This is a genomic window from Pontibacter litorisediminis (genome assembly GCF_029360645.1).
In the GTDB taxonomy this organism is placed as follows: domain Bacteria; phylum Bacteroidota; class Bacteroidia; order Cytophagales; family Hymenobacteraceae; genus Pontibacter; species Pontibacter litorisediminis.
Map to the genome: position 1 here is coordinate 59161 of NZ_JARDUA010000007.1, position 26306 is coordinate 85466.

General features: G+C 54.4%; 22 protein-coding genes. 16 read left to right on the forward strand and 6 right to left on the reverse strand.

Features of this window, described 5'->3' with window-relative positions; translation table 11 throughout:
* Window positions 1-43: 43 nt before the first annotated feature.
* Window positions 44-2992, reverse strand: coding sequence for a serine hydrolase domain-containing protein (locus PXG97_RS17645; protein WP_276499134.1), 2949 nt, complete (start codon window positions 2990-2992; stop codon window positions 44-46).
* A 429-nt stretch (window positions 2993-3421) separates the two neighbouring features.
* Here PXG97_RS17645 and mutL point away from each other — a divergent pair, with 429 nt between their 5' ends.
* The 4 genes from mutL (at window position 3422) to PXG97_RS17665 (ending at window position 9885) form a co-directional block, all read left to right on the forward strand.
* The gene (gene mutL / locus PXG97_RS17650) at window positions 3422-5293 is read left to right on the forward strand and encodes a DNA mismatch repair endonuclease MutL (protein ID WP_276499135.1); all 1872 of its coding nucleotides are present in this window, start codon (window positions 3422-3424) and stop codon (window positions 5291-5293) included.
* A 117-nt stretch (window positions 5294-5410) separates the two neighbouring features.
* Complete coding sequence (locus PXG97_RS17655) at window positions 5411-6190, forward strand: rhomboid family intramembrane serine protease (RefSeq protein ID WP_276499136.1); 780 nt, start codon at window positions 5411-5413, stop codon at window positions 6188-6190.
* 6 nt (window positions 6191-6196) lie between these two features.
* Window positions 6197-7117 carry a rhomboid family protein gene (locus PXG97_RS17660; protein WP_276499137.1) on the forward strand — a complete coding sequence of 307 codons (921 nt, stop codon included), beginning with the start codon at window positions 6197-6199 and terminating at the stop codon, window positions 7115-7117.
* 239 nt (window positions 7118-7356) lie between these two features.
* Window positions 7357-9885 (forward strand): BamA/TamA family outer membrane protein, encoded by a 2529-nt coding sequence (locus PXG97_RS17665; protein ID WP_276499138.1) that lies wholly within the window; start codon window positions 7357-7359, stop codon window positions 9883-9885.
* Between the two features lie 650 nt (window positions 9886-10535).
* On the opposite strand, the gene mdh is transcribed toward PXG97_RS17665, so the two are convergent.
* The gene (mdh, locus tag PXG97_RS17670; protein ID WP_276499139.1) at window positions 10536-11477 is read right to left on the reverse strand and encodes a malate dehydrogenase; all 942 of its coding nucleotides are present in this window, start codon (window positions 11475-11477) and stop codon (window positions 10536-10538) included.
* Window positions 11478-11646: 169 nt separating this feature from the next.
* A complete protein-coding gene (gene tilS / locus PXG97_RS17675; protein ID WP_276499140.1) occupies window positions 11647-12981 on the reverse strand; it encodes a tRNA lysidine(34) synthetase TilS in 1335 nt (444 codons plus the stop codon).
* 126 nt (window positions 12982-13107) lie between these two features.
* Here tilS and PXG97_RS17680 point away from each other — a divergent pair, with 126 nt between their 5' ends.
* The 9 genes from PXG97_RS17680 to PXG97_RS17715 all read left to right on the forward strand — a co-directional run bounded on the left by PXG97_RS17680 (window position 13108) and on the right by PXG97_RS17715 (window position 21884).
* Complete coding sequence (locus PXG97_RS17680) at window positions 13108-14844, forward strand: OstA-like protein (RefSeq protein ID WP_276499141.1); 1737 nt, start codon at window positions 13108-13110, stop codon at window positions 14842-14844.
* A 70-nt stretch (window positions 14845-14914) separates the two neighbouring features.
* Window positions 14915-15739 (forward strand): outer membrane protein assembly factor BamD, encoded by an 825-nt coding sequence (locus PXG97_RS17685; RefSeq protein ID WP_276499142.1) that lies wholly within the window; start codon window positions 14915-14917, stop codon window positions 15737-15739.
* A gap of 11 nt (window positions 15740-15750) precedes the next feature.
* Window positions 15751-16080, forward strand: coding sequence for a DNA-directed RNA polymerase subunit omega (locus tag PXG97_RS17690; RefSeq protein WP_266051749.1), 330 nt, complete (start codon window positions 15751-15753; stop codon window positions 16078-16080).
* A 9-nt stretch (window positions 16081-16089) separates the two neighbouring features.
* Entirely contained in the window at window positions 16090-16650 is a 561-nt protein-coding gene (locus tag PXG97_RS21455) for a flavoprotein (protein ID WP_338088610.1), read from the forward strand.
* Window positions 16631-17293, forward strand: a complete 663-nt coding sequence (coaBC, locus tag PXG97_RS21460) for a bifunctional phosphopantothenoylcysteine decarboxylase/phosphopantothenate--cysteine ligase CoaBC (protein ID WP_338088611.1) — start codon at window positions 16631-16633, stop codon at window positions 17291-17293. Before PXG97_RS21455 ends, coaBC begins: the two co-directional genes overlap by 20 nt.
* The gene (gene porD, locus PXG97_RS17700) at window positions 17286-18191 is read left to right on the forward strand and encodes a type IX secretion system protein PorD (RefSeq protein ID WP_276499144.1); all 906 of its coding nucleotides are present in this window, start codon (window positions 17286-17288) and stop codon (window positions 18189-18191) included. The genes coaBC and porD overlap by 8 nt, the downstream gene beginning before the upstream one ends.
* A 72-nt stretch (window positions 18192-18263) precedes the next feature.
* A complete protein-coding gene (locus PXG97_RS17705; protein WP_276499145.1) occupies window positions 18264-18494 on the forward strand; it encodes a hypothetical protein in 231 nt (76 codons plus the stop codon).
* A 789-nt stretch (window positions 18495-19283) separates the two neighbouring features.
* Complete coding sequence (gene recN / locus PXG97_RS17710) at window positions 19284-20981, forward strand: DNA repair protein RecN (RefSeq protein WP_276499146.1); 1698 nt, start codon at window positions 19284-19286, stop codon at window positions 20979-20981.
* 90 nt (window positions 20982-21071) lie between these two features.
* The gene (locus tag PXG97_RS17715) at window positions 21072-21884 is read left to right on the forward strand and encodes an enoyl-ACP reductase FabI (RefSeq protein WP_276499147.1); all 813 of its coding nucleotides are present in this window, start codon (window positions 21072-21074) and stop codon (window positions 21882-21884) included.
* Window positions 21885-22043: 159 nt separating this feature from the next.
* On the opposite strand, the gene PXG97_RS17720 is transcribed toward PXG97_RS17715, so the two are convergent.
* Together PXG97_RS17720 and PXG97_RS17725 are read right to left on the reverse strand one after the other, a co-directional pair.
* Entirely contained in the window at window positions 22044-22415 is a 372-nt protein-coding gene (locus tag PXG97_RS17720; RefSeq protein ID WP_276499148.1) for a cupin domain-containing protein, read from the reverse strand.
* 23 nt (window positions 22416-22438) lie between these two features.
* Window positions 22439-22675, reverse strand: coding sequence for a Kazal-type serine protease inhibitor domain-containing protein (locus PXG97_RS17725; RefSeq protein WP_276499149.1), 237 nt, complete (start codon window positions 22673-22675; stop codon window positions 22439-22441).
* A gap of 181 nt (window positions 22676-22856) precedes the next feature.
* On the opposite strand from PXG97_RS17725, the gene PXG97_RS17730 reads away from it, so the two are divergent.
* The 3 genes from PXG97_RS17730 to PXG97_RS17740 all read left to right on the forward strand — a co-directional run bounded on the left by PXG97_RS17730 (window position 22857) and on the right by PXG97_RS17740 (window position 24523).
* Window positions 22857-23285 (forward strand): YtxH domain-containing protein, encoded by a 429-nt coding sequence (locus PXG97_RS17730; protein ID WP_276499151.1) that lies wholly within the window; start codon window positions 22857-22859, stop codon window positions 23283-23285.
* Between the two features lie 149 nt (window positions 23286-23434).
* Window positions 23435-23845 (forward strand): YtxH domain-containing protein, encoded by a 411-nt coding sequence (locus tag PXG97_RS17735; RefSeq protein WP_276499152.1) that lies wholly within the window; start codon window positions 23435-23437, stop codon window positions 23843-23845.
* 228 nt (window positions 23846-24073) lie between these two features.
* A complete protein-coding gene (locus tag PXG97_RS17740; RefSeq protein ID WP_276499154.1) occupies window positions 24074-24523 on the forward strand; it encodes a YtxH domain-containing protein in 450 nt (149 codons plus the stop codon).
* A 67-nt stretch (window positions 24524-24590) separates the two neighbouring features.
* On the opposite strand, the gene lysS is transcribed toward PXG97_RS17740, so the two are convergent.
* Complete coding sequence (lysS, locus tag PXG97_RS17745) at window positions 24591-26135, reverse strand: lysine--tRNA ligase (protein WP_276499156.1); 1545 nt, start codon at window positions 26133-26135, stop codon at window positions 24591-24593.
* Window positions 26136-26306 lie beyond the last annotated feature (171 nt).

Here is a 26306-nt window from a genome sequence, read left to right on the forward strand (position 1 = left end):
AGCCCCATTTTGTTGCTGCACCTGCTAAACTACTCAAATTATTTTATGTTTTGGGCACCATGGCTTTGTAGATCACATCGTGTATTCGGGTACGGATGTTATACTTCACCAGCTTGTTATTGCTGGCATCCGGGTACACCCGGTTGGAAAGGAAGATGTAGATCAGCTTGTTCTCGGGGTCTGTCCAGGCGGCTGTTCCGGTAAAGCCGGTGTGGCCAAAAGTGCTGGGCGAGGCCAGGCTGGAGGTGGGGCCGTTGCCATCGAGGGCGGGCTTGTCCCAGCCCAGGCCGCGGCGGTTGCCATCAAACTGGCGCGCCGCAAACTCCGACACAACCTCAGAGGTGAAATACCTGTGCCCGCCGTAAACACCGTTATTCATGTTCATCTGCATGAGTATGGCCAGGTCGTTGGCGTTGGAGAATAGGCCGGCATGGCCTGCCACGCCGCCCATCATGGCGGCGCCCTGGTCGTGCACGGTGCCCCGGATCAGGTTCTTCCGGAAGTAGTTATCGTCCTCGGTAGGGGCGATAGCCTCACGCGGGTGCTTGAGCAGCGGCGTATACGTAAGCGTGCTCAGGCCAAGCGGCGCATAGAAATTCTGGTCCAGGAACTCCTCGATCGGCTGGTTCAGCATGGTTTCGGCCACACGCTTCATGATGTAAAAGCTAAGGTCGCTGTAGGCGTAGGCGTAGCTGCCGTTCTTCTGCTTTGGCTGCAGTGGGGTCTTCAGGGTCCAGGCCCACAGGGAGTCTTCCATAGAGTTGATGGAGTACACCCCCGGGATCACCTCATTCATGTAGGTGTCATTTTGGGTGCTGGCGTAGAATGTCTCCTTCAGCTTACGGTTGTCTATCGTTTTCTGCCAGGTGGGAATGCCCGGCTTCAGGCCGGCCTGATGCACCAGGATATCGCGCATCACCAGGTTCTCCTTGTTCGTGCCTTTTACCTCGGGCAGGTAAGCCCCCAGCTTCTCGTCCAGGCTGATCTTGCCCTGGTCTCTCAGGAACATGATGGCCTGCAGCGTAGCCGCCACCTTGGTGATTGAGGCGATGTCGTAGATCGTGTTCTTCGTTACCGGCTTCACGGCATCATAAGTATAGTGGCCGTAGGCTTTGTCATACACCACCGTGCCATCCTTTACCACCAGCACCTGCATGCCCGGTGTGGCGGCATAGGCAATGGCCTCTGTGGCAATGTTATCGATCTGGGCCAGCATCTTCGAGTCCATGCCCACGCTCTCGGGCACTCCATACTTCAGGCGGCCCAGGGTGGCGGTAGGTTGGCCAGCGCCGGCGGTATACTTGGCCGAGGCTGAAATAGGCAGCTTTCCCTGGGCGGCGCGGGCGCCAAACAGCACCTGCGGCACCAGCGATTGCGAGATGGGGTTGTCTTCGTAGCCGGCAACCAGCCACTTGTTGCCCTCAAACAACTTCAAGCTGTAGGCGTTGCCCATCACGGCTACCACCACTTTCTTGTTGGTGCGCTCGCGCAGGTACTGGATAAAGGCCAGCGTGCCTGTGCCGATGCCGTAGTTTTTAGCCGGGGTGCTGTTCATGCCGTGGATGCTCACCACCACCACGTCGTTACCCTCCAGTTGCGGGATGATGTTGGTGAAGGCAGTGTCCGCGGCATAGCGGTCCGGGATGGCGAAACTATTGATGGGCGCATAGTTGCCCAGCGTCTCCTGAAAGGTGTTGCCTACGGAGGCTCCCACGGCTACAGAGGCGATGCTCAGGGTATCCAGGTTACGGAACGGGATCAGGTTACTCTCATTCTCCAGCACCGTAACGGCGTGCTCATACAGCTGCTCCTGCACCACGCGGCTGGCCGGGCGGTCAATGTCCTCCTGCAGGTTCTCCAGTTTTACCGGCTTATACTTGTTCAAGCCAGCCCAGTACTTGGCGTGCAGGATCTTGCGCACGCGCTGGTCGATCTCGGCTTGTGTTATCTGCCCTTTCTTAACCGCTTTTGAGATCTTGTCCACCGCCGTCGGCACATCCTCCGGGAACAGCAGCACGTCGTTACCAGCCATCAGCGCCTTCAGGTCCAGCTCGCCTGGTTTGTAGTAGCGGCTCACGCCCTGCATGTTCAGGGCGTCGGTAAACACCAGCCCCTTATACTTCATCTTCTCTTTCAGCAGGCCTGTTACGATGGGCTTGGAAAGGGTGGCTGCCTGGTTTTTGGTCGAATCCACGTTGGGCAAGTATAAATGGGCCACCATCACGCCCATCACCCCAGCGTCGAAGGATTGCTTAAACGGATAGAGCTCCACTTCGGTCAGGCGCTTCATGTCGTGCTGCAACACGGGCAGGCTGTAATGGGAGTCAGTGTCGGTGTCGCCATGGCCGGGGAAGTGCTTGGCCACCGCCATCACCCCATGGTCCTGCAGGCCGCGGATATAAGCCACGCCGTAGCGGCTCACCGTTTCCTTCGACTCCCCGAAGGAGCGGGTGCCGATTACCGGGTTGTTGGCGTTGTTGTTCACGTCCAGCACCGGCGAGAAACTCACGTTTACGCCCAGGCGCTTCATCTTCAGGGCAATCTCACGGGCCATCAGGTACACGTAGCGGTCGTCATGCATGGCGCCCAGCGTCATCTGGCGGGCGAAGTGCATGCTGCTGTCCAGGCGCATGTTCAGGCCCCACTCGGCGTCCATGGCTATTAAAAGCGGCACCTTGGCCTTGCTTTGGAAACGGTTGGTAAGGATAGCCTGGCGCTTGGGCCCGCCCTGCATGAACATCACGCCGCCGATATTGTACTGCGTTACCAGCGAGTCGATGTGGTTGACGTGGTTTTGGTCTTTGTTGGAGTAGGCGGCCACCATAAAGAGCTGGCCAATGCGCTGCGCAGGGGTAAGAGAGGTAAGCACGCTGTCGACCCATTGCTGTTCCCGGGGATGCACGATTACCTCCTCTGATGGGTTAAACGACATCAGGGGCCCCATGACAAGAAAAACAAGAATCAACACACCTACACTAAAACTCTTCAACATCCTACGCTACTGTTTTATTAATTGGAACAAGTCAAAATTAAGCCTAATTTTGCACAAGGCGGTTCAGAATAACAGACTATTAACAGCTTGTTTGCCGGCACTTTCGCGGGCTGGCCTGATCAGAAGAAGGAGAACCTTACAGCCTATCTGCAGCTCACGTGGCCTCTAAGGGTAGCCTCATAAGGCTAACGCCACCAGCCCCGGCACTTATATATGGGATCGCTATACTTTTTACACGAAAAGAAAAGCGAAACTGTTAGCAGAATTTCCAGCCTCTGACCAGAAGCAGTCTGTAAATTAATAATAAATTTAATTCTGAATTAGTTCTGCATTTACAAATAAGTATGAGCAAATATTTAGCCATACTCTCAGAACTGGCCTTATTTTAAAGGATTTAAACTATATAGTTAGAAGGAGTTAGAAAAGCGGATGCCCGATATCATACATTTACTGCCTGATTTCCTGGCCAACCAGATTGCTGCCGGCGAGGTGGTGCAACGCCCTGCCTCCGTGGTGAAGGAGCTGCTGGAGAACGCCATTGATGCGCAGGCCACTACCATACAGCTAATCGTGAAGGAGGCGGGCAAGCAGCTGGTGCAGGTGGTGGACAACGGTGTGGGCATGACCGAGACCGACGCCCGCATGTGCTTTGAGCGCCACGCCACCTCCAAGATCCGCACCACCGACGACCTGTTCCGCATCCGCACCATGGGCTTTCGGGGCGAGGCCATGGCCTCTATCGGGGCGGTGGCGCAGGTAGAGCTGAAAACCAAGCCCCAGGGAGCCGAAACAGGCACGAAATTGTTGGTAGAAGGCTCTGAGGTAGTGGCGCAGGAGCCGGTGGTAACGCCCGAAGGCACTTCCATCGCGGTCAAGAACCTTTTCTACAACGTGCCGGCCCGCCGCAACTTCCTGAAGTCGAACGCGGTGGAGATGCGCCACATCCTGGAGGAGTTCCAACGGGTGGCGCTGGCCTATCCTGAGGTAAGCTTCTCGCTGCACCACAACGACATGGAGGTGTTTAACCTGCCGGCCACCAAACTGAGCCAGCGGATTGTGAGCATACTGGGCAGCACCTATAAAAACCAGATGGCCTACTGCGAGGAAGACACGGGCTTTCTGGTGGTAAAGGGGTACGTGGGCAAGCCCGAGCACGCCAAAAAAACGCGGGGCGAGCAGTTCTTCTTCGTAAACAACCGCTACGTGAAGAGCGGCTACCTGAACCATGCCGTGATGACGGCCTTTGAGGGTTTGGTGGCCAAGGAGAACCACCCGTTCTACGTGCTCTTCATCGAGATCGACCCGGAGAAGATCGACATCAACGTGCACCCCACCAAGACAGAGATAAAGTTTGAGGACGAGAAAACGGTGTATGCCATTGTGCATGCCGCCGTGAAGCGCGCCCTCGGCGCCTATAACATTGCCCCATCGCTGGACTTTGAGCAGGACGTGAATTATGCGCCGCTGCAGCCCATACGCCTGCAAGGCGGCTTTAACAGCGAGTTTGAGCCGGAGCGCAAACCGCTGGGCAGCGGAGGCAGCAGCGGGGGCAGTACCTCCTTCCCGGGGTTCACGCCGCCGGCCACCACTACTAAGCGCGCCACCTCCAGGGGCTGGGAGCAGCTGTATGAGCCCATGAAGGACGTGCAGCAGGAAGAGCGCACGAGCATGGCCTCCTCAGAGACGGGCCTGCTGAGCGATGCCTTTGCCGCGCCGGACGCGGCGCCCGCCTCTACCAAAAAAGCCATACAGATACACCAGAAGTACCTGCTGGTACAGGTAAAGTCGGGTATGATGGTGATAGACCAGCAGGCGGCGCAGGAGCGTATCCTCTACGAGAAGTACATGGCTTCGCTCCAAAAGAAGACGGGGGCCTCGCAGGCGCTGCTGTTCCCGCAGACCGTGGAGTTGTCGGCCACGGATGCCGTGCTGATAAAGGAGCTGGCGGCAGAGTTCAAGGACATGGGTTTTCAGTTCGAGGACTTTGGCGGCAACACCATCATCTTAAACGGGATACCGGCCGATGTGCAGGCGGCCGACGAGAAAGAGCTGCTGGAGGAGCTGATTGAGCAGTACAAAAATAATTCGGCTACGTTAAAGCTTGATAAAAGGGAAAGCCTGGCCCGTGCCATGGCCAAACGGCTGGCGGCGCGCCTGCAGGCCCGCATGAGCGACCTGGAGATGAATTCGCTCGTAGACAAGCTTTTTGCGTGCCAGGTGCCGAACTATACGCCCGGTGGCCAAAAAACGCTCGTGATCATGGAGCTGAGCCAGCTGCACGATCTTTTCCTGAAAAACTAACTTGATGGCTGATTGTTAAACCGTTGCTTCCCGGTGTGTTGCCAGGAAACACAACAAACCTATTGATCTAAAGTATAGGCCCGGATCGGTGTTCATACTTTCACAAAAGATAAAAGCATGTTCAATATCACCCCTATGGTCAGGAATCTCCTGATCATCAACGTGGTTGTTTTCCTGTTGCAGATCAATGGTGTGATCAGCCTGGAGACATTCGCGCTGCACTACTTCGGTTCAGATCTCTTCCGACCGATCCAGCTGTTTACGCACATGTTCATGCATGGCGGCTGGTCGCACTTGTTCAGCAACATGTTCAGCCTCTTTATTTTCGGGCCTTTGCTGGAGCGTTTCTGGGGGCCGCAGCGCTTCCTGGCCTTTTACCTGATTACAGGTTTGGGAGCCAGCCTGTTGTACTCTGGTGTGCGTGCCTACGAACTGAACGGCCTGGAAAGCGAAACAGCCACATACATGGTTAACCCGGAGCCGATGGCTTTTTACAACTACATGGAGGAGCACTACAGTGGCCGCTACAACACAGAGTTTGCCGTAGAGTTTCGCCGCAACCCGGATAACCCCACGTACATAGAAGAAAGTAAGGAGGCTGTGCGTTATGTCTTCGGCCAGGTGTTCAACAGCCCGATGCTGGGAGCCTCCGGCGCCGTTTTCGGGATTCTGATGGCTTTTGGCCTGCTGTTCCCGAACCTGGAGCTGTTCCTGCTGTTCCTGCCCATCCCGATAAAGGCCAAGTACTTTGTGCTGCTGTATGGGGGGTATGAGCTGTATGCCGGCTTTAACCGGGTGCCCGGTGATAACGTAGCACACTTTGCACACCTTGGCGGCATGCTGTTCGCGTATATACTGGTAAAAATGTGGCAGCGCAACGACTACAGTAATTACTAAGGTATAATGAGTATAACCAACGATATAAAAAACGCCTTCCGGCAGCCCAACAACACGCTCAAGCAGCTCATCCTCATCAACGTGATCGTGTTTGTGTTGCTGATCGTGACACGTACTATCCTGATCCTGACGAATGGCACCTGGGTGTACAGCGCCATCATGCGCTTCCTGGCGCTCAACTCAGACCCCTTTATCTTTATCACCCGTCCCTGGACGCTGATTACTTATTTCTTTACCCACGAGGGGTTTCTGCACATCATCTTCAACATGCTTAACCTATATTGGTTCGGGCAGCTGCTGCGCGAGTACCTCGGTGACAGAAAGCTGCTGAGCCTGTACGTGCTGGGCGGTATAGCCGGAGGTGTGCTGTACATGCTGAGCTATAACTTCATTCCCTACTTTGCTGATCGCGCGGCTTACTCTTTTATGATTGGCGCCTCGGCCAGTGTGCTGGCCATTGTGGTGGGGGCGGCTACGCTGCTGCCTAACTTCGCCTTCAACCTCATCCTGATCGGCCCTGTCAGAATAAAGTATATCGCTGCCTTCCTGGTACTGCTTTCCATCTCGGGTGCCGTAGGCGATAATGCCGGCGGCAACATTGCCCACCTGGGTGGCGCGTTAGTAGGCTGGATCTTTATCAAGCAGCTGCAGCGCGGCACCGATATGGGGCGGCCGGTACTAGCGGTAATCGACTTTTTTGCCAACCTGTTTAAGCGCAAGCCCAAGCTGCGGGTTACGCACAACCGCTACACCGGCAGCAGGCCCTCCTCCAATGGCAGCAGGAGTAGCAGCAGCAGTAGTAGCCCCGTAAGCCCGGACCAAAGCGAGATTGACCGCATCCTCGACAAGATCTCCAGCTCCGGCTACGAGAGCCTATCCAAGGAGGAGAAGCAAAAGCTCTTCCAGGCAAGTCAGAAAGACTCTTAGCGAACCACATAGCAATCGGCGCTACCCAGTAAGGTGGCGCCGATTTTTTGTTAGTGGCCCTACCTGGTAAAAACGAAAGCACAAGAGGCTTAGGTCTGATAGCGGCTGCGGCAGGGACAACAGGTAAAACCCTATTGCGGCAAGTAAGTATAATGTTCAATCACATTGAACATATGACACCAAGTATAACAAAGTGCAATTTCATAAGCCTGCTGCTTTGCCTTTGGCTAAGTTGCCACATGGCCCCCGCACAAACCCTATCACCCCAACAAGACAGCATTACCGTAGCCATCGCGCCGGATTACAGTGACGTGAGCAAGCGCCATCGCTTCTGGTTTGGCGACAATTACCGGGAGCTTTGGGCCACACCCGTTAGAATGCGCATACTGCGGTTGAGCGAAGAGCGGGGCGGCATGAAAATACTGCAGCGCGGCGGCGGGCAGCAGACCAAGTCGCTGCGCCTGCAGGACCCCACCGGCAGGGAGTGGGCGCTGCGCACGGTGCAAAAAGACCCGGAGAAGGCCCTGCCCGAGAACCTGCGTGAAACCGTGGCCAAAGACATTGTACAGGATCAGATCTCTGCCTCGCATCCCTTTGGGGCGTTGGTAGTGCCGCCGCTGGCGGAGGCGCTGAACGTGCTGCACACCAACCCCGAAATCGTGTACCTGCCCAACGACCCTGCCTTGCAGGCCGACTCCCTGGCTGGTTATGCCAATGCTGTGTACTTGCTGGAGGAGCGCGAGCCCATCCGCCATGGGGTAGACACCGACAACACGGAGAAGGTGCTGGAGAAGCTGGAGGAGGACAACGACAACCGCGTGAACCAGCATGCCGTGCTGCGGGCCAGGCTGCTGGATATAGTGGTTGGCGACTGGGACCGCCACGAAGACCAGTGGCGTTGGCGTGACCTGGAGGACGAAACCGGTAAGCTCTATGACCCTATTCCGCGCGACCGCGACCAGATCTTCTTTAAAAACGAGGGGGTGATACCGAAGATTGGCTCCCGTAAGTGGATCATGCCGAAGTTCCAGGGTTTCGACGAGGACATACGCGGCATAGAGGGCTTTAACTTTAACGCGCGCTACTTCGACCGCATGTTTATGTATCAGCTATCGGAGGAGGACTGGCGTGAGGAGGTGCGCTTTGTGCAGCAGCAGCTGACCGATGAGCTCATTGACGAGGCCGTGCGCCGGATGCCGGAACCCATTTACGAACAGAGCGGCCCAGAGATCGCCCGCATCATAAAGGCGCGCCGCAACAACCTGATGGAGCAGGCGCTCACGTACTACCGTTTCCTGTCGAAAGCGGTGGATATACCCGGTTCAGACAAGCATGAGGAGTTTGTGCTGGATTACTTGCCGGGCGGTGGAGTCAATCTGAAAGTATACAAGATCAAGAAGGACAGCACCCGCGACCGCTTGCTGATGGACCGTACCTTTACCCCGAAGGTTACGAATGAGCTGCGCCTGTATGGCCGTGGCGATGAGGATGTGTTCACGGTGCAGGGCAGCGGCAAATCAAGTATAAAAGTGCGCCTGATCGGAGGGGGCAGCGCCGATGCCTTTAACATCGGCAGCGACTTCCGTAACAGTGGCAAGCTGCTGATCTACGACCGCTCAGACGAGGAAAACATACTTCCGGCTAAAAGTGTGGCCAAGATCCGCACCTCCACCGACACCATCGTGAACCACTATGACCCGCGCAGTTTTAAGTATAACCAGCTGATGCCGCTGGCCACCGCGGGCTATAACCTGGACGACGGCATACTGCTGGGACTGGGGTTTAGGTACACTAAGCACGGTTTCCGGAAAGAACCCTATGCGGCGCAGCACAAACTGATGGTAGGGCATGCGCTGGCTACCAATGCCTTCTTTGGGAGTTACGAGGGTGATTTCCCGAGTCTGATCGGGAAGCTTGACCTGGGGGTGGAACTGGATGCCAAGGCGCCAAACAATACCAGCAACTTCTTTGGGGTGGGCAACAGCACCGAGTTCATCGACACCGGCAGCAAACCTATCCGCTATTACCGCACCCGCTACGACTTTATAGAGTCGCAGGTGGTGTTGCGGCGGCAGCTTACGTCGCGATTTCAGGTGTACGGTGGCGTGACAGGCCAGTTCTTCAGCATGGAGCCAGATGATAATGAGGGCCGCTTCATCAACCTGTACCAGGCAGAAAACTCGGAGGAGAATCTGTTCGAGAGCAAGTATTACGGTGGCTTGGTAGGCGGTTTTACCCTGGACACGCGTAACAATGCGGTGCAGCCTTCCCAAGGCATGTACTGGAGCACCAGCCTGCGTGGCCTTCGTCAGCTAAACGATGAGGAGGAAGCGTATGGGCAGCTGCAGACGGAGGTGGGGGTGTACTTCAGGCTGAGTGAGCGGCTCGTGGTGGCCAACCGGGTCGGTGGTGGCACGACGTATGGCGATCCGGCTTTTTTCCAGTTGCTGTACCTGGGGGGCACCAACAACCTGCGCGGCTACCGCAACTATCGCTTTGCCGGAGACCAAATGGCTTTCCACAACCTGGAGCTGCGCCTCAAACTCTTCGACTTTACCTCGTATCTGTTCCCGGGCACTTTTGGCCTGATCGGTTTTAATGATTTGGGCCGCGTGTGGTCCGATGGGGGAGAGGACGGCGGTGGCCTCCATCACGGCTATGGCGGTGGTATCTATGTGCTTCCGGCAGAGCTTATACTGCTGCACGGGGTGGTCGGATTTTCAGAAGACGGGGTACTGCCATACTTCTCGGTAGGGTTCAGGTTTTAGGATTTGAGAAAGTTTTCTACAGTGCCGTGTCCCTGCCCCTCCTTAGCCAAGGAGGGGAGTTATACTTGCTCCTTTCCCTGTCATCTCAAGCAGAGCGAGAGGTCTAACGGGAATTCTAAAAAGATCTCTCCCATAGGTCAAGATGACAGCAAGGACAGCGGCTACCAAAACTGTACCCAGTCCTTGGGTGGAGCGCCTTGTGGAATCCCGTGCCGCGCAAGCGGCAGCGGCCTGGCGCAGGAGGGAACACAGCGCGATGCCCTTATCGAGGGCCCCTACCCCCAGGACGAGCCCTCTCGGGCTGGAGAGCAGAAAGTTGGCTATGAAAAGGGCCGCTTGTAAGTTTGGAGGATCAGCAGCAGCTAGCAAGGATAGCTTATATCTAGTTGCGGAAAGCAGCGGCTAAGAGAGGCACAAGCGGACGCTTGCGCCAGAGAAGTATAAAGTGTTGACCAAGTATGAAGTGTGGCTCTCCGAGCTAGTCGGGTTACTAACTCAACATTATAGAAGGCACGGGTTCCAAACCCGCGCCAGCGATAGGTGTATAGATGGCCAAAAGGAATACACCTCAAGTTTAAGAAGCATAAAAACAAAATCGCCGCTCCTTTTCAGAAGCGGCGATTTCAGTATCAATAAGTATACTTTTATACTTAAGCTTTGTTAGCGTTGATGTTATCCAGCGCGTCCATTACTTCTTTCACGTGGCCACGTGATGTCTCCAGCAGTTGCTTCTCGTCTTCGTTCAGCTGCAGCTCGATAATCTTCTCGATACCGTTCTTGCCCAGGATTACCGGCACGCCCAGGTATACGCCGTCAATGCCGTACTCGCCTTCCAGCTTCACGCAAACCGGGAACACACGGCGCTGGTCGCGCACGATGGCCTCTACCATTTGGGCTGCCGCTGAACCCGGCGCATACCAGGCAGAAGTACCCATCAGTTTTACCAGCTCGCCGCCGCCGTTCTTGGTGCGGTCTACAATGGCGTTCAGCGTCTCCTCGTCGATCAGCTCCGTTACCGGGATACCGCCCACAGTCGTGTAGCGCGGAAGCGGAACCATGGTGTCGCCGTGGCCACCCATCAGCACTGCCTGGATGTCTTTTGGAGATACGTTCAAAGCTTCAGCTAAGAACGCTCTGTAACGCGCTGTATCCAAAATACCAGCCATACCCATTACGCGGGTGCGTGGCAGCTTAGACGTAATGTGGGCAGCGTAGGTCATCACATCCAGTGGGTTAGAAACCACGATGATGATCGCGTTAGGAGAGTGCTTTACAATGTTTTCCGTTACCGACTGCACGATACCGGCGTTGGTAGAAATCAGGTCGTCGCGGGTCATGCCTGGCTTTCTTGGAAGGCCTGATGTGATCACCACCACGTCAGACTCAGCGGTCCTGCTGTAGTCATTTGTTACGCCTACAGTGCGCGTGTCGTAAAGGTTGATTGGCGCTTTCTGCCAGATATCGAGCGCTTTACCTTCGGCAAAGCCTTCTTTAATATCCACTAGTACTACTTCGTTCGCGATTTCGCGGTAAGCCAGCACATCGGCGCATGTAGCCCCAACGTTACCTGCTCCAACTACGGTTACTTTCATGGTCGGATATAGTTTTATTATAGTTTGAGATTCGTTTAAGTCCTGTAAAATTAGGAAAATCTATTATGAAAACCGTTGGTTTTCGGACAAAAGACGATGTGACAATAGACAAAGGATTTTTGACAATTCTATTACGGTGTCTTTTGTCCTTTGTCAAATAAATCTTTCGTCAGGAAGCCGTAGGCTTCCTTGTAATCTCCACCACCCGCTCGGTTTTATCGGTCACTTTAAAGCGGTTATCCAGGCGCTGGCCCACCACCCAGGCAATAGACTGGTCAGATACTAATACCAAGGTCTGGCCTTTCAGGTTAGCGGGCACTTTTTTGTCGATCAGGAAATCGCTGATCTTCTTCTTGCCGTTCATGCCCAGCGGCACAAACCAATCGCCTTCCTGCCAACTGCGCAGCTTCAGCGGGAACTTGAGCTGGTCGGCGTCCAGGGCGGCGACGTGCGGCTTCGTGTTGAGTTTGTACTTGTCGGCATCCACATACTTTATCGAAAAATGCACGTTGCCGGCCTCGGCCTCGGTATCGCCCTCGTTAATGAGGATGCTTCCGAAGCTGCTCAGGTTGCGCGGCGTGATCACGAGCTGGTCGCGGTCTTTCACCAACATATGGGTAGGCGAGTCGAACTGTTTGCCGGAAACACCATGCAATGCCTCCACCAGCTCCAGCACCACACTGTAGCTGAAGTTGAAGGGGCGCAGCAGCTCGTGCAGCACCACCGGCAGGCCCGTGGCATTCTGCAGCGGCACCAGTGATATATACCAGGCATTGTCGGCTTCTTTTATACTTTGCTCGCGCAGGTTTTCGATGTAAGCAGCCACGATACTTTCGGCGTGGCTTACGCGCTCGGCCGTGTGCTGCATCGTCTCCTCCAGGCTGGGGTTTATCTCCTTGAGCACCGGTATCACCTCGTGGCGGATTTTGTTGCGCTGGTATTTGGTGGTCTCGTTAGAGCTGTCCTCCCGCCAGATGAGTTTGCGCTCCGTCACGAGCTCATAGATGTCATCCTTGGTGACCGAAAGCATGGGGCGGATGATGCGGCCGTTCTTTGGCGGGATGCCGTGCAGCCCCGCAATGCCGGTGCCTTTGGTCAGGTGCAGCAATATGGTCTCGGTCAGGTCGTTACTGTGGTGGGCCGTGGCGATGTAGTCGTAGCCTTCCTGCTGCCTTACCTGCTCAAACCACGCGTAGCGCAAGGTGCGGGCCGCCATTTGGGTAGAGAGCTTCTCCTGCTCGGCAAAGGCGCGGGTGTTAAAGTTTTCGGTAAAGAAGGGAACGTCGTACTTTTTGGCCAGCTTTTTGACGAACAGTTGGTCGGCCTCGGCGTCCTCGGCGCGTAGACCGAAGTTGCAGTGCGCCACGGCAAAATCATACTTGAGCTGGTGCAGCACCTCGCAGAGCACCACCGAGTCGATGCCGCCGCTGACGGCGGCTAATATTTTGTCTGTTGGCCCGCAAAGGCCCTGGGCTTGTATATAACCTGAAACTTTCTGTAGCATAAAGCAGCGGACGGTAATTTTTTTCTACTTTTGAAGTATAATATAGACGAAAGACTGTTAGGCAAAGGACAAAAGAAATGGAATCCTTTGTCATAATGTCTTTAGTCCTTTGTCTAAGAGAATTAAATGAACTACACAAAACTACTGTTTTCTCTTGTCTTTACCCTGATCGCGTTCAGTGTTTTCGGGCAACGGCAGCCCACACCCCGGCGGTCTGTCCAACCGCAACAGACGCAGACGCAGCAGCAGCCAGTAAAGCCGCAGGTTCAGCAGCAGCGCCCGAGGCAGGGCCAGGGCGAGAAAGTGCCTGTAGACCTGCAGCAGGCCGACAGCCTGATCGGAGGTACCTTTAACGGGCAGCGCATTGATAAGCTGATCGGTAACGTGATCTTTAAGCAAAAGGACGGCACGCTGTATGCCGACTCGGTGTATCAGTACAAAGAGAGAAACGTGCTGGAGGCCTTTGGCAGCGTGCGCATCAACCAGGCCGATACGGTAAACATCACCGGCAAACGCGCCACCTATAACGGCGACACCCGCACCGCAAATATTATTGGCGATGTGGTGATGCGGGACCCGCGGATGACGCTGACCACCCCCAGCCTGGACTATAACCTGAACACCCGCACCGCCACCTACACCGAGGGGGGCGTGATTGTGGACCCGGAAAACCGCCTCGAAAGCCGCCGGGGCTCCTACAACACCCAAACGAAGATGTTCGATTTTCAGCAGGATGTAAAAGTTAGAACCGCTGATTACAACATCAAGGCGCAGAACATGCGCTACAACACCCTTACGAAGGTGGTGTACTTCCAAGGCCCCACTTTTATCGACGGCGAGCAGGGCGACCTGTATGCCGAGGAGGGCACTTATAACACCATCACCAAAGTCTCGAACTTCGGGCGCAACGCCTACATTCTGACCGATGAATACCGCTTGGGTGGCGATAGGCTATACTATGACCAGAACACCGGCTATGGCTATGCCCAGCAAAACGTGTCGCTGCGCGCGCTGAAGGACGATGTGACCATTCGGGGCCAGGTGGGCCGCTACTGGCGCGACAGGGGGGAGGCCAAAGTTTACGGCAGTCCGGTGATGGAAACCGTGATGGAGGGCGATACGCTGTTTCTTTCCGCTGATACGCTCTACTCGCAGGAGCCGCGCGGCACCCGCACTGTGAGTATGATTTATGCTTACCCGGATGTAAAAATCTTTAAGTCGGACCTGCAGGGCAAGGCCGACTCCCTGAGCTATAACCGCACCGACTCTGTTATGCACCTGAACGTGAGCCCGGTGCTCTGGAGCGAGGAAAGCCAGATGGTGGCCGATACGATCCACATTCAGCTGCGCAACAAGACCATCGACCGCATGTACATGTACAGTAATGCCTTTATTTCCTCGGAAGACACCCTGCAGAACTACAACCAGGTAAAAGGCCGCGACATGACCGCTTTCTTTGCAGGCGGAGACATCCGGCGCGTGAATGTGAACGGCAACGGCGAGAGTTTATACTTTGCGCTGGAGGGCGACACCGTGCTGACAGGGATGAACAAAGCGATCTGCAGCGACATGACCCTGGTGTTCGCGGAAAATAAATTGAAAAGAATATCGTTTCTGGTGCAGCCGGATGCAAGTTTTATACCACCGCACGAGCTAGGGGATGGGGATAAGCAGTTGGAGGGCTTTACCTGGCTCTCGGAGTTGCGGCCTACCAAGCAGGAGGTGCTGGCAAAAAAAGTGGCTCCTGCCGTACAGGTACCCCCGAAACCGACCGTGAAGGCACCTGCCGTTAAGAAAACCACCAAGGCAACGACCGATACCAGCAGGAAAAAAGGCGGCAGGCTAAAGAAAAACAAGCCATAGCGAAGAAAGCGTTGGCGATTGCCGAATCTCTTTTGTAAATCAAATGGATATTCTATAATTTTGCCCGTTCATGAATAGAGGCTTTTTCCATAGTATCGCACTGTTTTGCCTGTTGCTGCTGGCCACCGGCTGTAGTAACTTTCAGCAATTGCTGAAAAGCAACGATGTCAGCAAGAAGTATAAGGCTGCACTGGAATATTATGAGCAGGAGGAATATTACCGCGCCTCCCAGCTGCTGGACCAGGTTACAGACCTGATGGCTGGTACCGAGGAGGCTGAGAAAGCCCTGTTCTACCGCGCCAAATCACACTTTCTGCAAGGAAACTACATCCTGAGCGATGCGTATTTCCGTAGCTTCTACACCACGTACCCGCGCAGCCCATACGCCGAGGAGGCGATGTTCCTGCAGGCACAGTCGCTGTATGAGCAGTCGCCGAGCTTTGAGGAGGACCAGGCCCCAACCAGAACCGCCATTGAGGCGTACGAGGAGTTTTTGGTGCGCTACCCGAACAGTGAGCGCGCGGAGCAGGTAAACAGATCGTTGGAGGAGCTCTACACCAAACTCGACAGAAAAGACTTTAACCAGGCACGCCTGTACTACAAGCTGTTTAAGTGGCGCTCTGCGGCGGTGGCCCTGAACAACTTCTTGCAGGAGCACGCCTCTTCGCCCTACGCCGAGGAAGCCGCTTTCCTGAGGCTGGATGCCCAGTACCGCTTTGCACAGGAAAGTGTGCCCAGCAAGCAGGAGGAGCGCTATGACGTGGCGCTGGACTACTTCCAGGCCTTTGTGGACATGTACCCGGAGAGCCGGTACAAGCGTGAGGCCGAGCGCGTGTTCGACGCCGTCCAGTCCGCCCTGGCAAATATCAGAAAATCAAATAACCAGAATTCATAAAGTATAAATATATGGCATCAGTTCCATCATCAATCGTTACCCGCAACATGGCCGACTTTGCAGAGCAGACCGGCAACGTGTACATGTCTGTGTCTGTTATCTCTAAAAGAGCCAACCAGATTTCTGTAAAGCTGAAAGAAGAGCTGAACTCGAAGCTGGCTGAGTTTGCCACGACGGTGGACAACCTGGAGGAGGTGTTCGAGAACCGTGAGCAGATCGAGATCTCTAAGTACTACGAGCGCCTGCCTAAGCCAACCAGCCTTGCCATTGAGGAGTTCCTGGAAGGAAAGGTGTACGTTAGAAAGCCAGACGAGGAAACCGAGGAGGACATCAACCTGTAATACAGGCGGATGCTGAAAGGTAAGAAGATCATATTGGGAGTATGCGGAAGTATAGCGGCTTACAAAGCTGCCCTGCTGGTCCGCTTGCTCGTAAAAGCAGAAGCAGAAGTACAAGTCATTTTGACTGCTTCTGCTTCTGAGTTTATAACCCCCCTTACACTGGCCACGCTCTCCAAGCGGCCGGTGCTCAGCCAGTTCGTGAAAGACGATACCGGCACGTGGAACAACCACGTGGACCTGGGCCTTTGGGCCGATGCCCTGGTTGTGGCCCCGGCCAGTGCCAACACCGTGGCAAAAATGGCTAACGGCTTCTGCGATAACCTGCTCAGCGCCACCTACCTCTCGGCGCGTTGCCCTGTGTTTTTTGCCCCCGCCATGGATCTGGATATGTATCAGCACCCGGCGGTGCAGAGCAACTTTACCAAACTGCGCGGCTACGGCAACCGCATCATCGAGGCAGGTTATGGCGAGTTGGCCAGCGGGTTGGTGGGGCAGGGGCGCATGGCGGAGCCAGAGGAGATTGTGCAGGTGCTTCAGAATTTTTTTTCAGGTGACAGAAAGATCGTTTAACGGCAAGACAGTACTGCTAACGGCAGGCCCCACGCATGAGCCGATAGACCCGGTGCGCTTTATCGGGAACCACTCTACGGGTAAAATGGGTTACGCTTTGGCAGAGTGCTTCGCAGAGCAGGGAGCAAAGGTGGTGCTGGTGTCCGGCCCTACAGGCCTAAGCACGCACCACGCCAACATCAACGTAAAACGCGTAACCACTGCCAACGAAATGTACAAGGCGGTGCTGAAGCATGCCGATGCGGCGGACATTTGGGTGTTTGCCGCCGCCGTAGCCGATTATCGCCCGAAAACCGTGGCCGATAAGAAAATAAAAAAAGCCGGCGACGAGCTCACGATTGAGCTTGTAAAGAACGTTGATATTGCAGCGGCGCTTGGGAAGCAGAAAGAGGAGTGGCAGTTTTCGGTGGGCTTTGCCCTGGAGACGGATAACGAAAGCGCCAACGCCCGCGAAAAGCTGCGCAAAAAGAACCTGGACATGATCGTGCTCAACTCGCTGAAAGACCCTGGGGCAGGTTTTGCGCACGACACCAACAAAATCATTATCATAGAGGAGAACACCACCCACAGCTTTGAACTGAAATCGAAGAAAGAGGTGGCGAAGGATATCGTAAACTTAATCTCGGAGCGGCTACATGGCTAAGAAAGTACTTGTTTTGCTGATGCTGATCTTTACCGCCTGGAATGCCCGGGCGCAGGAACTGCAGTGTGATGTGGTAGTAAACAGCGAGCAAGTACAGTACACGGATCGCCAGCTGTTCACGGAGATGCAGACGCGCATCTCGGAGTTCATGAACAACCGCCGCTGGACCGGCCAGGCTTACGGCCCCGACGAACGCATCAAGTGCCGCATCCTCATTAACCTGACGGAGATGCCGGAGATTGGCTCCTTCCGGGCCAACGTGCAGGTGTTGTCGGTACGGCCGGCCTATGGCACCGCCTATGAGTCCGTGCTTTTCTCCTTTATCGACAAAGACTGGACCTTCCAGTTCAATACCGCCCAGCCGCTGGAGTTTGCAGAGAACAACTATACGTCCAACCTGTCTTCCATGCTGGCCTTTTATGCCTACATGATCATCGGGATGGATAACGACAGCTTTGGCCGTTTGGGCGGCTCCCCCGCCTTCGACAAGGCAAGAGCTATCCTTAACCTGGCTGCCTCGCAGGGAGCCGGCTACCCCGGCTGGAAAGCCTTCGACAGCAACCGCAACCGCTATTGGCTGATTGACAACGTGCAGGATCCGCAGTTTCTACCTTTCCGGGAGGGGCTTTATGCGATGCACCGCCAGGGGCTGGACCAGATGGCCGAGAAGCCGGAGGAGGCACGTCAGAACGTGCTAACCATGCTGACTAACATCCAGCGCCTGCAGCAGCAGAAACCTAACTCCGCTATCCTTCGCGCCTTCTTCGATGCCAAAGCCGATGAATTGGCCAACATGTTCAAGGCGGCCGCCCCGGCGCAGAAGCAGCAGGCCTTCACTATCCTATCTCAGGTAGACCCTACCAACAACAGCAAATACGAAGTTTTGCTAAAACGCTAAAATTTTTAGAATTCTGCTAAAAGGGTGTAACTTCGCGGGGCAAATTTTGCTGCCGAATTTATACTTGCGCCCATGGGAAAACGCCAGTTCCGTATTTTCAGGAAAGATCTTCTGAGCCGCCGTTTTGAGCTGCTGCAAAGCCCAGCCGTGCAGGTGGTACTCCGCACTAAAGTGGTGCTGACCGGTAAACTAAAAGAGCTGGATGAGAAGGGCGCCGAGCTGCAGGATCTGCGTTTCAACTACCATGCCTTCCCGCTGGAACAGGTGGAGGAGATGATCTACGACGTGGAGGCGCCGTACTAAAGTTTAAAGTATTGGAAGTATAGCCTGGGTACAACTGCTGCTCCGGATTTGTGATCCGGAACTCGTGAAAAGCGGATCTAGAATCCGCATGTTTGCCAGTAGCAAAAGCCTTTACAAAGCGGATTGCAAATCCGCGGCTAATTAAACTTTCGGATTGCAAATCCGAAAGAGCGGGAGAAACCTGAAGCTTATACTTTAGAAACATCTTGGGCAAGTATAAAAGTATACTTTCATCGCACCTCTAGCAGGGCTAAACTAACTTTCCCAGTCCTAGGGTTGAGCGCCTTCTAGATTTCCGGTGCCCGCAAGGGCATTGCGACAGCAAAGGAAATGTAGACAACGCGATGCCCGAGGACGAGCCCTCTCGGGCTAGAGAGCACCAAAGCTGGAAGTGAAACGAGCCGCTTGTTATTCTATAGGATGAACGAGGGCTAGAAAGAATAACTTGGCTCGAGTTGCGGGAAGCAGTAGCAAAGGCACAAGCGGACGCTTGCGCCAGAGAAAGTATAGCCCAAGTAAGTATGGCTTTGTAAACCACTCGGATTGCAAAGCCGAGACTATAAAAGGTACGGGATGCAGACCCGCACCAGCGATCTAAGTTACAGAAGTATGGCTTACGCGGATCTTCGGATCCGTACCAGAGTAGGTTGCGGACACCGAAGCCCGCAGCAGCGGAAGAGGGGAAGAAGAAAAGTATAGCCAAACTCATACTTCAAAAAAAGAACAGAATTACCGAACTTTAGCATAGGCCAAAATCCTTCTTATGTCTATAGTCTTGCGTCATAGTATATGCTGATAGATCTCAAAATAAAAAATTACGCCCTGATTGAGAAACTGGAGATGAACCCGTCGCCGGTGCTCAACATCATCACGGGCGAGACTGGTGCCGGTAAATCCATTATGCTGGGGGCCATTGGCCTACTGCTGGGCAACCGCGCCGATACCAAGCTGCTCTTTAACCAGGAGGAGAAGTGCGTGATCGAGGGGGTGTTCGATATCTCCAGTTACAACCTGCAGGAGCTTTTCACCAAGGAGGACCTGGACTTCGACAACCAGTGCATCCTGCGCCGCGAGATCAGCCCGAGCGGCAAGAGCCGCGCCTTCGTGAACGACACGCCCGTCACGCTGGATGTGATCCGCAAGATCGGCGAGAACCTGATGGACATCCACTCGCAGCACGACACGCTGCAGCTCGGAGACACCAGCTATCAGCTCAACATCCTGGATATCTACGCCGGCAACACCTCGTCGATGGGCAACACCACGTTCGACATCTATGCCGGTAATTTGTCTTACCTGCGCAAGTATAATGAGAGCTACCGCCAGTATAAAAAGCTGGAGAGCGACTATAAGAAACTGACTGACCAGCTGGCACAGGCGCAGAAAGAGCACGATTACCATGCCTTTTTGCTCAGTGAGCTGGATGAGGCGGGCCTGCGGGAAAACGAGCAGGAGGAGCTGGAGGAGGAGCTGAAACAGCTGGAGAACGCCGAGGACATCAAGCTGAAGCTGACGCAGGCGGTGCAGAGCCTCACGGAGTCCGAGTTCAACATCACCTCCGCGCTGAAGGACACCGTGCATACCTTGAGCCAGCTTACCGCGTTCTCGAGCAAGTATGAGGAGCTGCGCAGCCGCACCGAGAGCTGCATGATCGAGCTGAACGACATAGCCGGGGAACTGGAGGACGCCGAGCGCAACACGGAGGCCGACCCGGAGCGCACGTTGGAGGTGCAGGAGCGCCTGAACCTGATCTACACCTTACAGCGCAAGCACCAGGTGCAGACAAACGGAGAACTGCTGCAGATACAGCGCGAGTTGGAGGAGAAGGTAGGCAGCGTGCTGAACCTGGACACAGCCATTGCCAACACCGAAAAAGCAATGAAAGCCGCAGAGAAAGAGGTGCTGGAGAAGGCAGCCATACTCTCAGAGCGCCGCAAAGCTTCTTTCGAAACCTTTGAGAAGGAGCTGTATACGTTGTTGGCAGAGCTGGGCATGCCGAACGCCCGCATCGTGATCCAGCACAACGAGGTAGCGCCTTCCGCCACGGGTACCGACGACATCAGCATCCTGTTCAGCGCCAATAAAGGGGCGCAGCCGCAAACGCTGATCAAAGCCGCCTCTGGTGGTGAGTTCTCGCGCCTGATGCTAAGTATAAAGTACATGCTGGCCGATAAAACCGCGCTTCCGACGATCGTTTTTGACGAGATTGACACGGGTATCTCAGGTGAGGTGGCCGTGAAAGTGGGCAAGATGATGCAGCAGATGGCGCAGAAGCACCAGATCATCGCTATCTCGCACCTGCCGCAGATTGCCGCGCAGGGGGACTCGCATTACTTTGTGTACAAGCACGACACCGAGGACCGCACCATCAGCCGCATTAAAAAGCTGAACGACCAGGAGCGCGTAAACGAGATCGCGCACATGATCGCCGGGGCCAACCCAAGCGATAATGCCTATCAAAGTGCAAAAGAGTTGCTTTCACTCTAATTAGTAATTGCTATATTGCTGCTTCGTTTACGGTATCTGATACTTTGTAACCCTAAACGCGAAAAAATAGCAATAAACAACTAGAAAGAGATGGCCAATAATCTGCTTAAAGGAAAGAAAGGAATTATTTTTGGAGCGCTGGATGAGAAGTCCATTGCCTGGAAAGTTGCCCTGCGTGCCAAAGAGGAAGGTGCGGAGTTCGTGCTGACAAATGCACCGATCGCGATGCGTATGGGGGAGATTAACAAACTGGCCGAGCAGTGCAATGCGCAGATCATCCCGGCTGATGCCACATCGGTAGAGGATCTGGAGAACCTATTCACGAAATCGCAGGAAATCCTGGGCGGCAAGATCGACTTTATACTTCACTCCATCGGCTCCAGCCCGAACATCCGCAAGGGCAAGTCTTATGGCGACCTGAACTACGACTGGTTCCAGAAAACGCTGGACATCTCGGCGCTCTCTTTCCACAAGGTGATGCACGTGGCCGAGAAGCAGGACGCCATGAACGAGTGGGGCTCTATCGTGGCCCTGTCGTATATCGCGGCACAGCGCGTGTTCCCTGACTACACCGATATGTCGCATGCCAAGGCTATCCTGGAGTCTATCGCCCGCAACTATGGCTACCGTTTTGGCAAGCTGAAGAAAGTGCGCGTAAACACCATCTCGCAGTCTCCGACCAAAACAACGGCCGGTACGGGCGTAGGTGGCTTCGATGCCTTCTACGACTATGCAGACAAGATGTCGCCGCTTGGCAACGCCTCAGCCGAGGATTGCGCCAACTACACCATCACCCTGTTCTCAGACCTTACCCGCATGGTAACGATGCAGAACCTGATGCACGACGGCGGCTTCTCTTACATGGGTATCTCCGAGGATATCGTAGATATGATTAGCAAGTAAACTAAAGGTTTAGAGACGTGAAGGTCTGAGAAAGATCTTTGCTCTCTGAAGTATAAAAAAGCCCCCGGCCGCACATGGCCGGGGGCTTTTTGTTTTATTACTGATGCTTTAGTTTGTGGTGAAGCATCTTCAGGTCCCCACCTCTCCAATTTTCTGAATCTACTCCTCCTCCCGGTGCACGGCCTCAAAATCAAAAGCCGGGATGCAGATAGACCAGTACTCGGCCTCATGGTCGTAGGGGTTGGCGTAGCGGATGCGGGCGCCTGCCTTGATGAGTATGGACTCGCCGGCCTTTACCTCCACCTCTTCCCCATCGATCTCGATCAGTTTCTTGCCCCGGGTCACGATCGTTATCTCGTCGAACTCCGGTGTCTGGTGCGGCTCTCCCCACTGCGGTGGGGCCACCATGTGGGCCACGCTAAAGGCGCTGGTGTGCGTGGAGGCATTACCGAAATGCTCTTCAATGAGTTTACCGTCGGTGGTGGGCACCCGGAACGGCTTGGTTTGCTTGAAGTACTTTTTCTCGCTCATGGTTGCTGCTCTTTTAAGTATAACTACTGCTTTTCTGCGCAGGCTCCTTGGGTGTAGGAGGTAACGCCGGCATTGTCGGCCACGCAAGGGTTGCTGTAGGTCTTGCCGTCGCAGCCGCACACCGGCTCGTACTGCATGGTGCAGATGGCGTCCGGGTTTATTTTGGCAGGGTCGATGCAAGTGGCCTGCGGCGTGTTGTTGTTTACGCAGGAAACCAGGCTGAGGAATATAAAAGCGGAAGCGGCAAAGGCTTTTTTCATAGTATATAGTTGGTTAAAAATAGATGTAACAGGCAGAAACCGGCTTAAACTTTAACCTGTACAGGTCCAGCCCGTATGTATCTGCAAGTACAAAAATATAGAAATTAGAACGGATTCAGCCTGTCTTTTGGTATGGTCTGTTTGAACCCTATACTTCATATATCCACTTTAAAATAAAACGATGAACCAGATCAATAAAGACAGTGACAAGATTTTGGTCGCTACCCTTGCCGGTATAGGCCTGGGCGTGGCTGCAGGAGTGCTTTTGGCACCAAGAAAAGGAAGTGACGCTAGGGAAGAGGTGATGCGGCAGCTGAACCGGGCCAGCGACGAGGTGAACAGCAATGTAAAGCGCTGGACCTCCAACCTGAAAAACAAGGGCAACAAAAACGCCGGCACCCCGCCGCAGGAAGAGTATGACCTGGTGATGCACGGCTCCTGGGAGGACGTGAAACGACAGATGAGGCAGAACTACGGCGAACTGACAGAGGATGACCTGAACTATGAGCCGGGCCGTGAAAATGAGCTGCTGGATCGCCTGCAGGTTCGGATGGGAAAAACGCGCGACGAGATCAAGCGCATGCTAAATGACCTGAACTTTCACTGGTAAGGTGCCTATGCCTGTACCTCCCGGATTTTTTCTGTGCTTTAAGGAAACTATAATAGAATCTTTTAGTATAGGTATAACTTAATGCTATATTAGCCGTTATTAATATATAACACCAAAGAGTTTAAAAAGATCATTAACATAAAAGGACTATGAAAGACAATAGCGGAAAAGTTTTGCTGGCCATGCTGGCCGGTGCCAGTGCAGGTGTGATTGCAGGTTTGCTGATGGCTCCTGACACAGGCGAGGTTACCCGTAGCAGCATCAAGAAATGGGCTGGTAAAATGAGCAAAGACCTGGAGAAGAACCTGCAGGACGGCCTTGAGGAAATCAAGAAAATGAGCGGCGACACCTTTGGCAAGTCGTCGGGCAGCCAAAGCGGAAGCACTGGCGGCGGCACGGCCTCTTCTGGCGGCGCCTCGTCAACCGGAAGCACAAGCGGCACAGGCTCTACCGGAGGCTCTAGCTCTACCGGAAGCACTGGCTCTACCGGAAGCACTGGCTCTACCGGAAGCACTGGCTCTACTAGCGGTGCAGGTTCTACTGGCGGCGGCAACGCATAAGCCGGAGCTATTCTTTACAAGGGCAAACCGGTAACCTGAGCTGCAGTTCTACGAACACAGCTCGCTGAGGAGGTTCCCTTAATACCCGCAGACAGGCCTGCCCATTGGGTAGGCCTGTCTGTTTTAAGAGCGCATGTTAACCTAAAGCGCCTGTTCGCGTTATAGAAACTAGTGTTATGCCTCCCTAGCCACGAGGCTTTATGTATAAAGTTAAACCAAGACCAAACTATGAGAACGCATATGGAATGCCGCTCCCTCGGGGAGAATAAATCGAACTACAGCACACAGGAGTCAATCCGCCAGATCAGGCAGCAACGCACAAGCCACAAAACGCATAAAGGGAAGAGCAGCAGTAACGGCGGCGGTGCCATGGCCCTTGGGTTACTGGCTGGTGCAGCAGCAGGTGCCTTGGCAGGCGTGCTTCTGGCTCCGGATAAAGGCACTGTCATGCGCCGCAAAGTAACGGACCAGGCGTCTAAGCTGGGGCAGCAGGTAAACAAAGGCTACAGCTCTACCAAAGATAAAGTAACGGATTGGACCAGTAAGATGACCTCGGGGACATCTGACAGCGCAACGCAGGGTGCCGTGAAGAAAAGCCCCTATACTGACACCAACAAGTGGGATGATCAGGAAAGGGATAACATGACTAACACTGCCAGAAACACGCCTGGCGTATAAGTATAAAGTATAAAAAAGCGGCCTGCTATAGTATAGCAGGCCGCTTTTTTATGTGCAAGAGCAGGAATTACTGCTGCTCGTCTTCTTTCTTGTCGTGTTTCTCCGGCTTCATCTGCGGGAAGAACAGCACGTCCTGGATAGAGTTGGAGTTGGTCATGATCATCGTGAGGCGGTCGATACCCACACCCAGACCGGCTGTTGGCGGCATGCCGTACTCCAGCGCACGCAGGAAGTCCTCGTCCAGGGCCATGGCCTCCACGTCGCCGCGGCGGGCAAGCTCCAACTGCTCCTCAAAGCGGGCGCGCTGGTCTACCGGGTCGTTCAGCTCAGAGAAGGCGTTACAGATCTCCTTGCCGTTGCAGATCGCCTCGAAGCGCTCTACCAGGCCCGGCTTGCTGCGGTGTTTCTTCGCCAGCGGGCTCATCTCCACAGGGTAATCGGTGATGAAGGTTGGCTGGATCAGGTATGGCTCTGTCGTCTCTCCAAAGATCTCGTCGATCAGCTTGGCCTTGCCCATGGTTGGGTCGGTGCGTATGCCCAGCTTCTCAGCCGTTTGGCGCAGCTCGGCCTCCTCCATGTTCGAGATGTCGATTTTGGTGAAATGCTCGATGGCCTCAAACATCGTGAAGCGCTTCCAAGGGCGCTGGAAATTGATCACGTTGTCGCCTACTTTTACCTCTGTGGTACCGTGCAGGGCGAGGGCTACTTTCTCCACCATCTCCTCCACCAGCTCCATCATCCAGTTGTAGTCCTTGTAGGTCACGTAGAGCTCCATCACGGTAAATTCCGGGTTATGGAAGCGGCTCATGCCCTCGTTGCGGAAATCCTTGGCAAACTCGAACACGCCGTCAAAGCCACCCACGATCAGGCGCTTCAGATACAGCTCGTTGGCAATGCGCAGGTACAGCGTCATGTCCAGCGTGTTGTGGTGCGTTTTAAACGGACGGGCCGCCGCGCCACCGTGGATAGGCTGCAGGATAGGCGTCTCCACCTCCAGGTAACCTTTCTCGGACAGGTAGTTACGCATGGTGTTCACCAGCTGCGTACGCTTCTTAAAAGTCTCGCGCACGTGCGGGTTCACGATCAGGTCCACATAGCGCTGGCGGTAACGCAGCTCAGGGTCCGTAAAGCCGTCATGCACGATCTCGTTGCCGTTCTCGTCCACCTCGCGTTTCACGATCGGCAACGGGCGCAGCGACTTGGAAAGCACCGTCAGCTCCGTTACGTGCACCGAGATCTCGCCTACCTGCGTCACGAACGCATAGCCCTTCACGCCGATAAAGTCCCCGATGTCGAGCATTTTCTTAAACACCGTGTTATACAGGTCCTTGTTCTCGCCTGGGGCAATATCATCCCTGGAAACATAGATCTGGATACGGCCGGTGCTGTCCATCAGCTCGGCAAAAGAAGCCTTGCCCATAATGCGGCGGCTCATCAGGCGGCCGGCCAGCGTTACTTCCTGGTAGTTGTTCTTCTCCTTATCGTAATTCTCCTTTATCTCCTTGGCGGTTGCCGTAATTTCAAATGTTTCAGAGGGATATGGGTTAATGCCCATTTTCTCCAGCTCTTCGCGCTCATGGCGGCGGCGCAATTCCTGTTCGCTCAGTTGCATGCGATTTATACTATAAGTGACGTCTAAAAATCAAGCTGCAAAATTCGTAAATAATCGGCAGCTTTTAAAGGGTTTATTGCTGATTGTTAAGTGGCTCGGCTGTTAGCTGTGTGGGGGCAGAAAAGCAAAAGCAGGTGGTAACAAAAAGGCTCCTGCAAGTATAAACCCGCA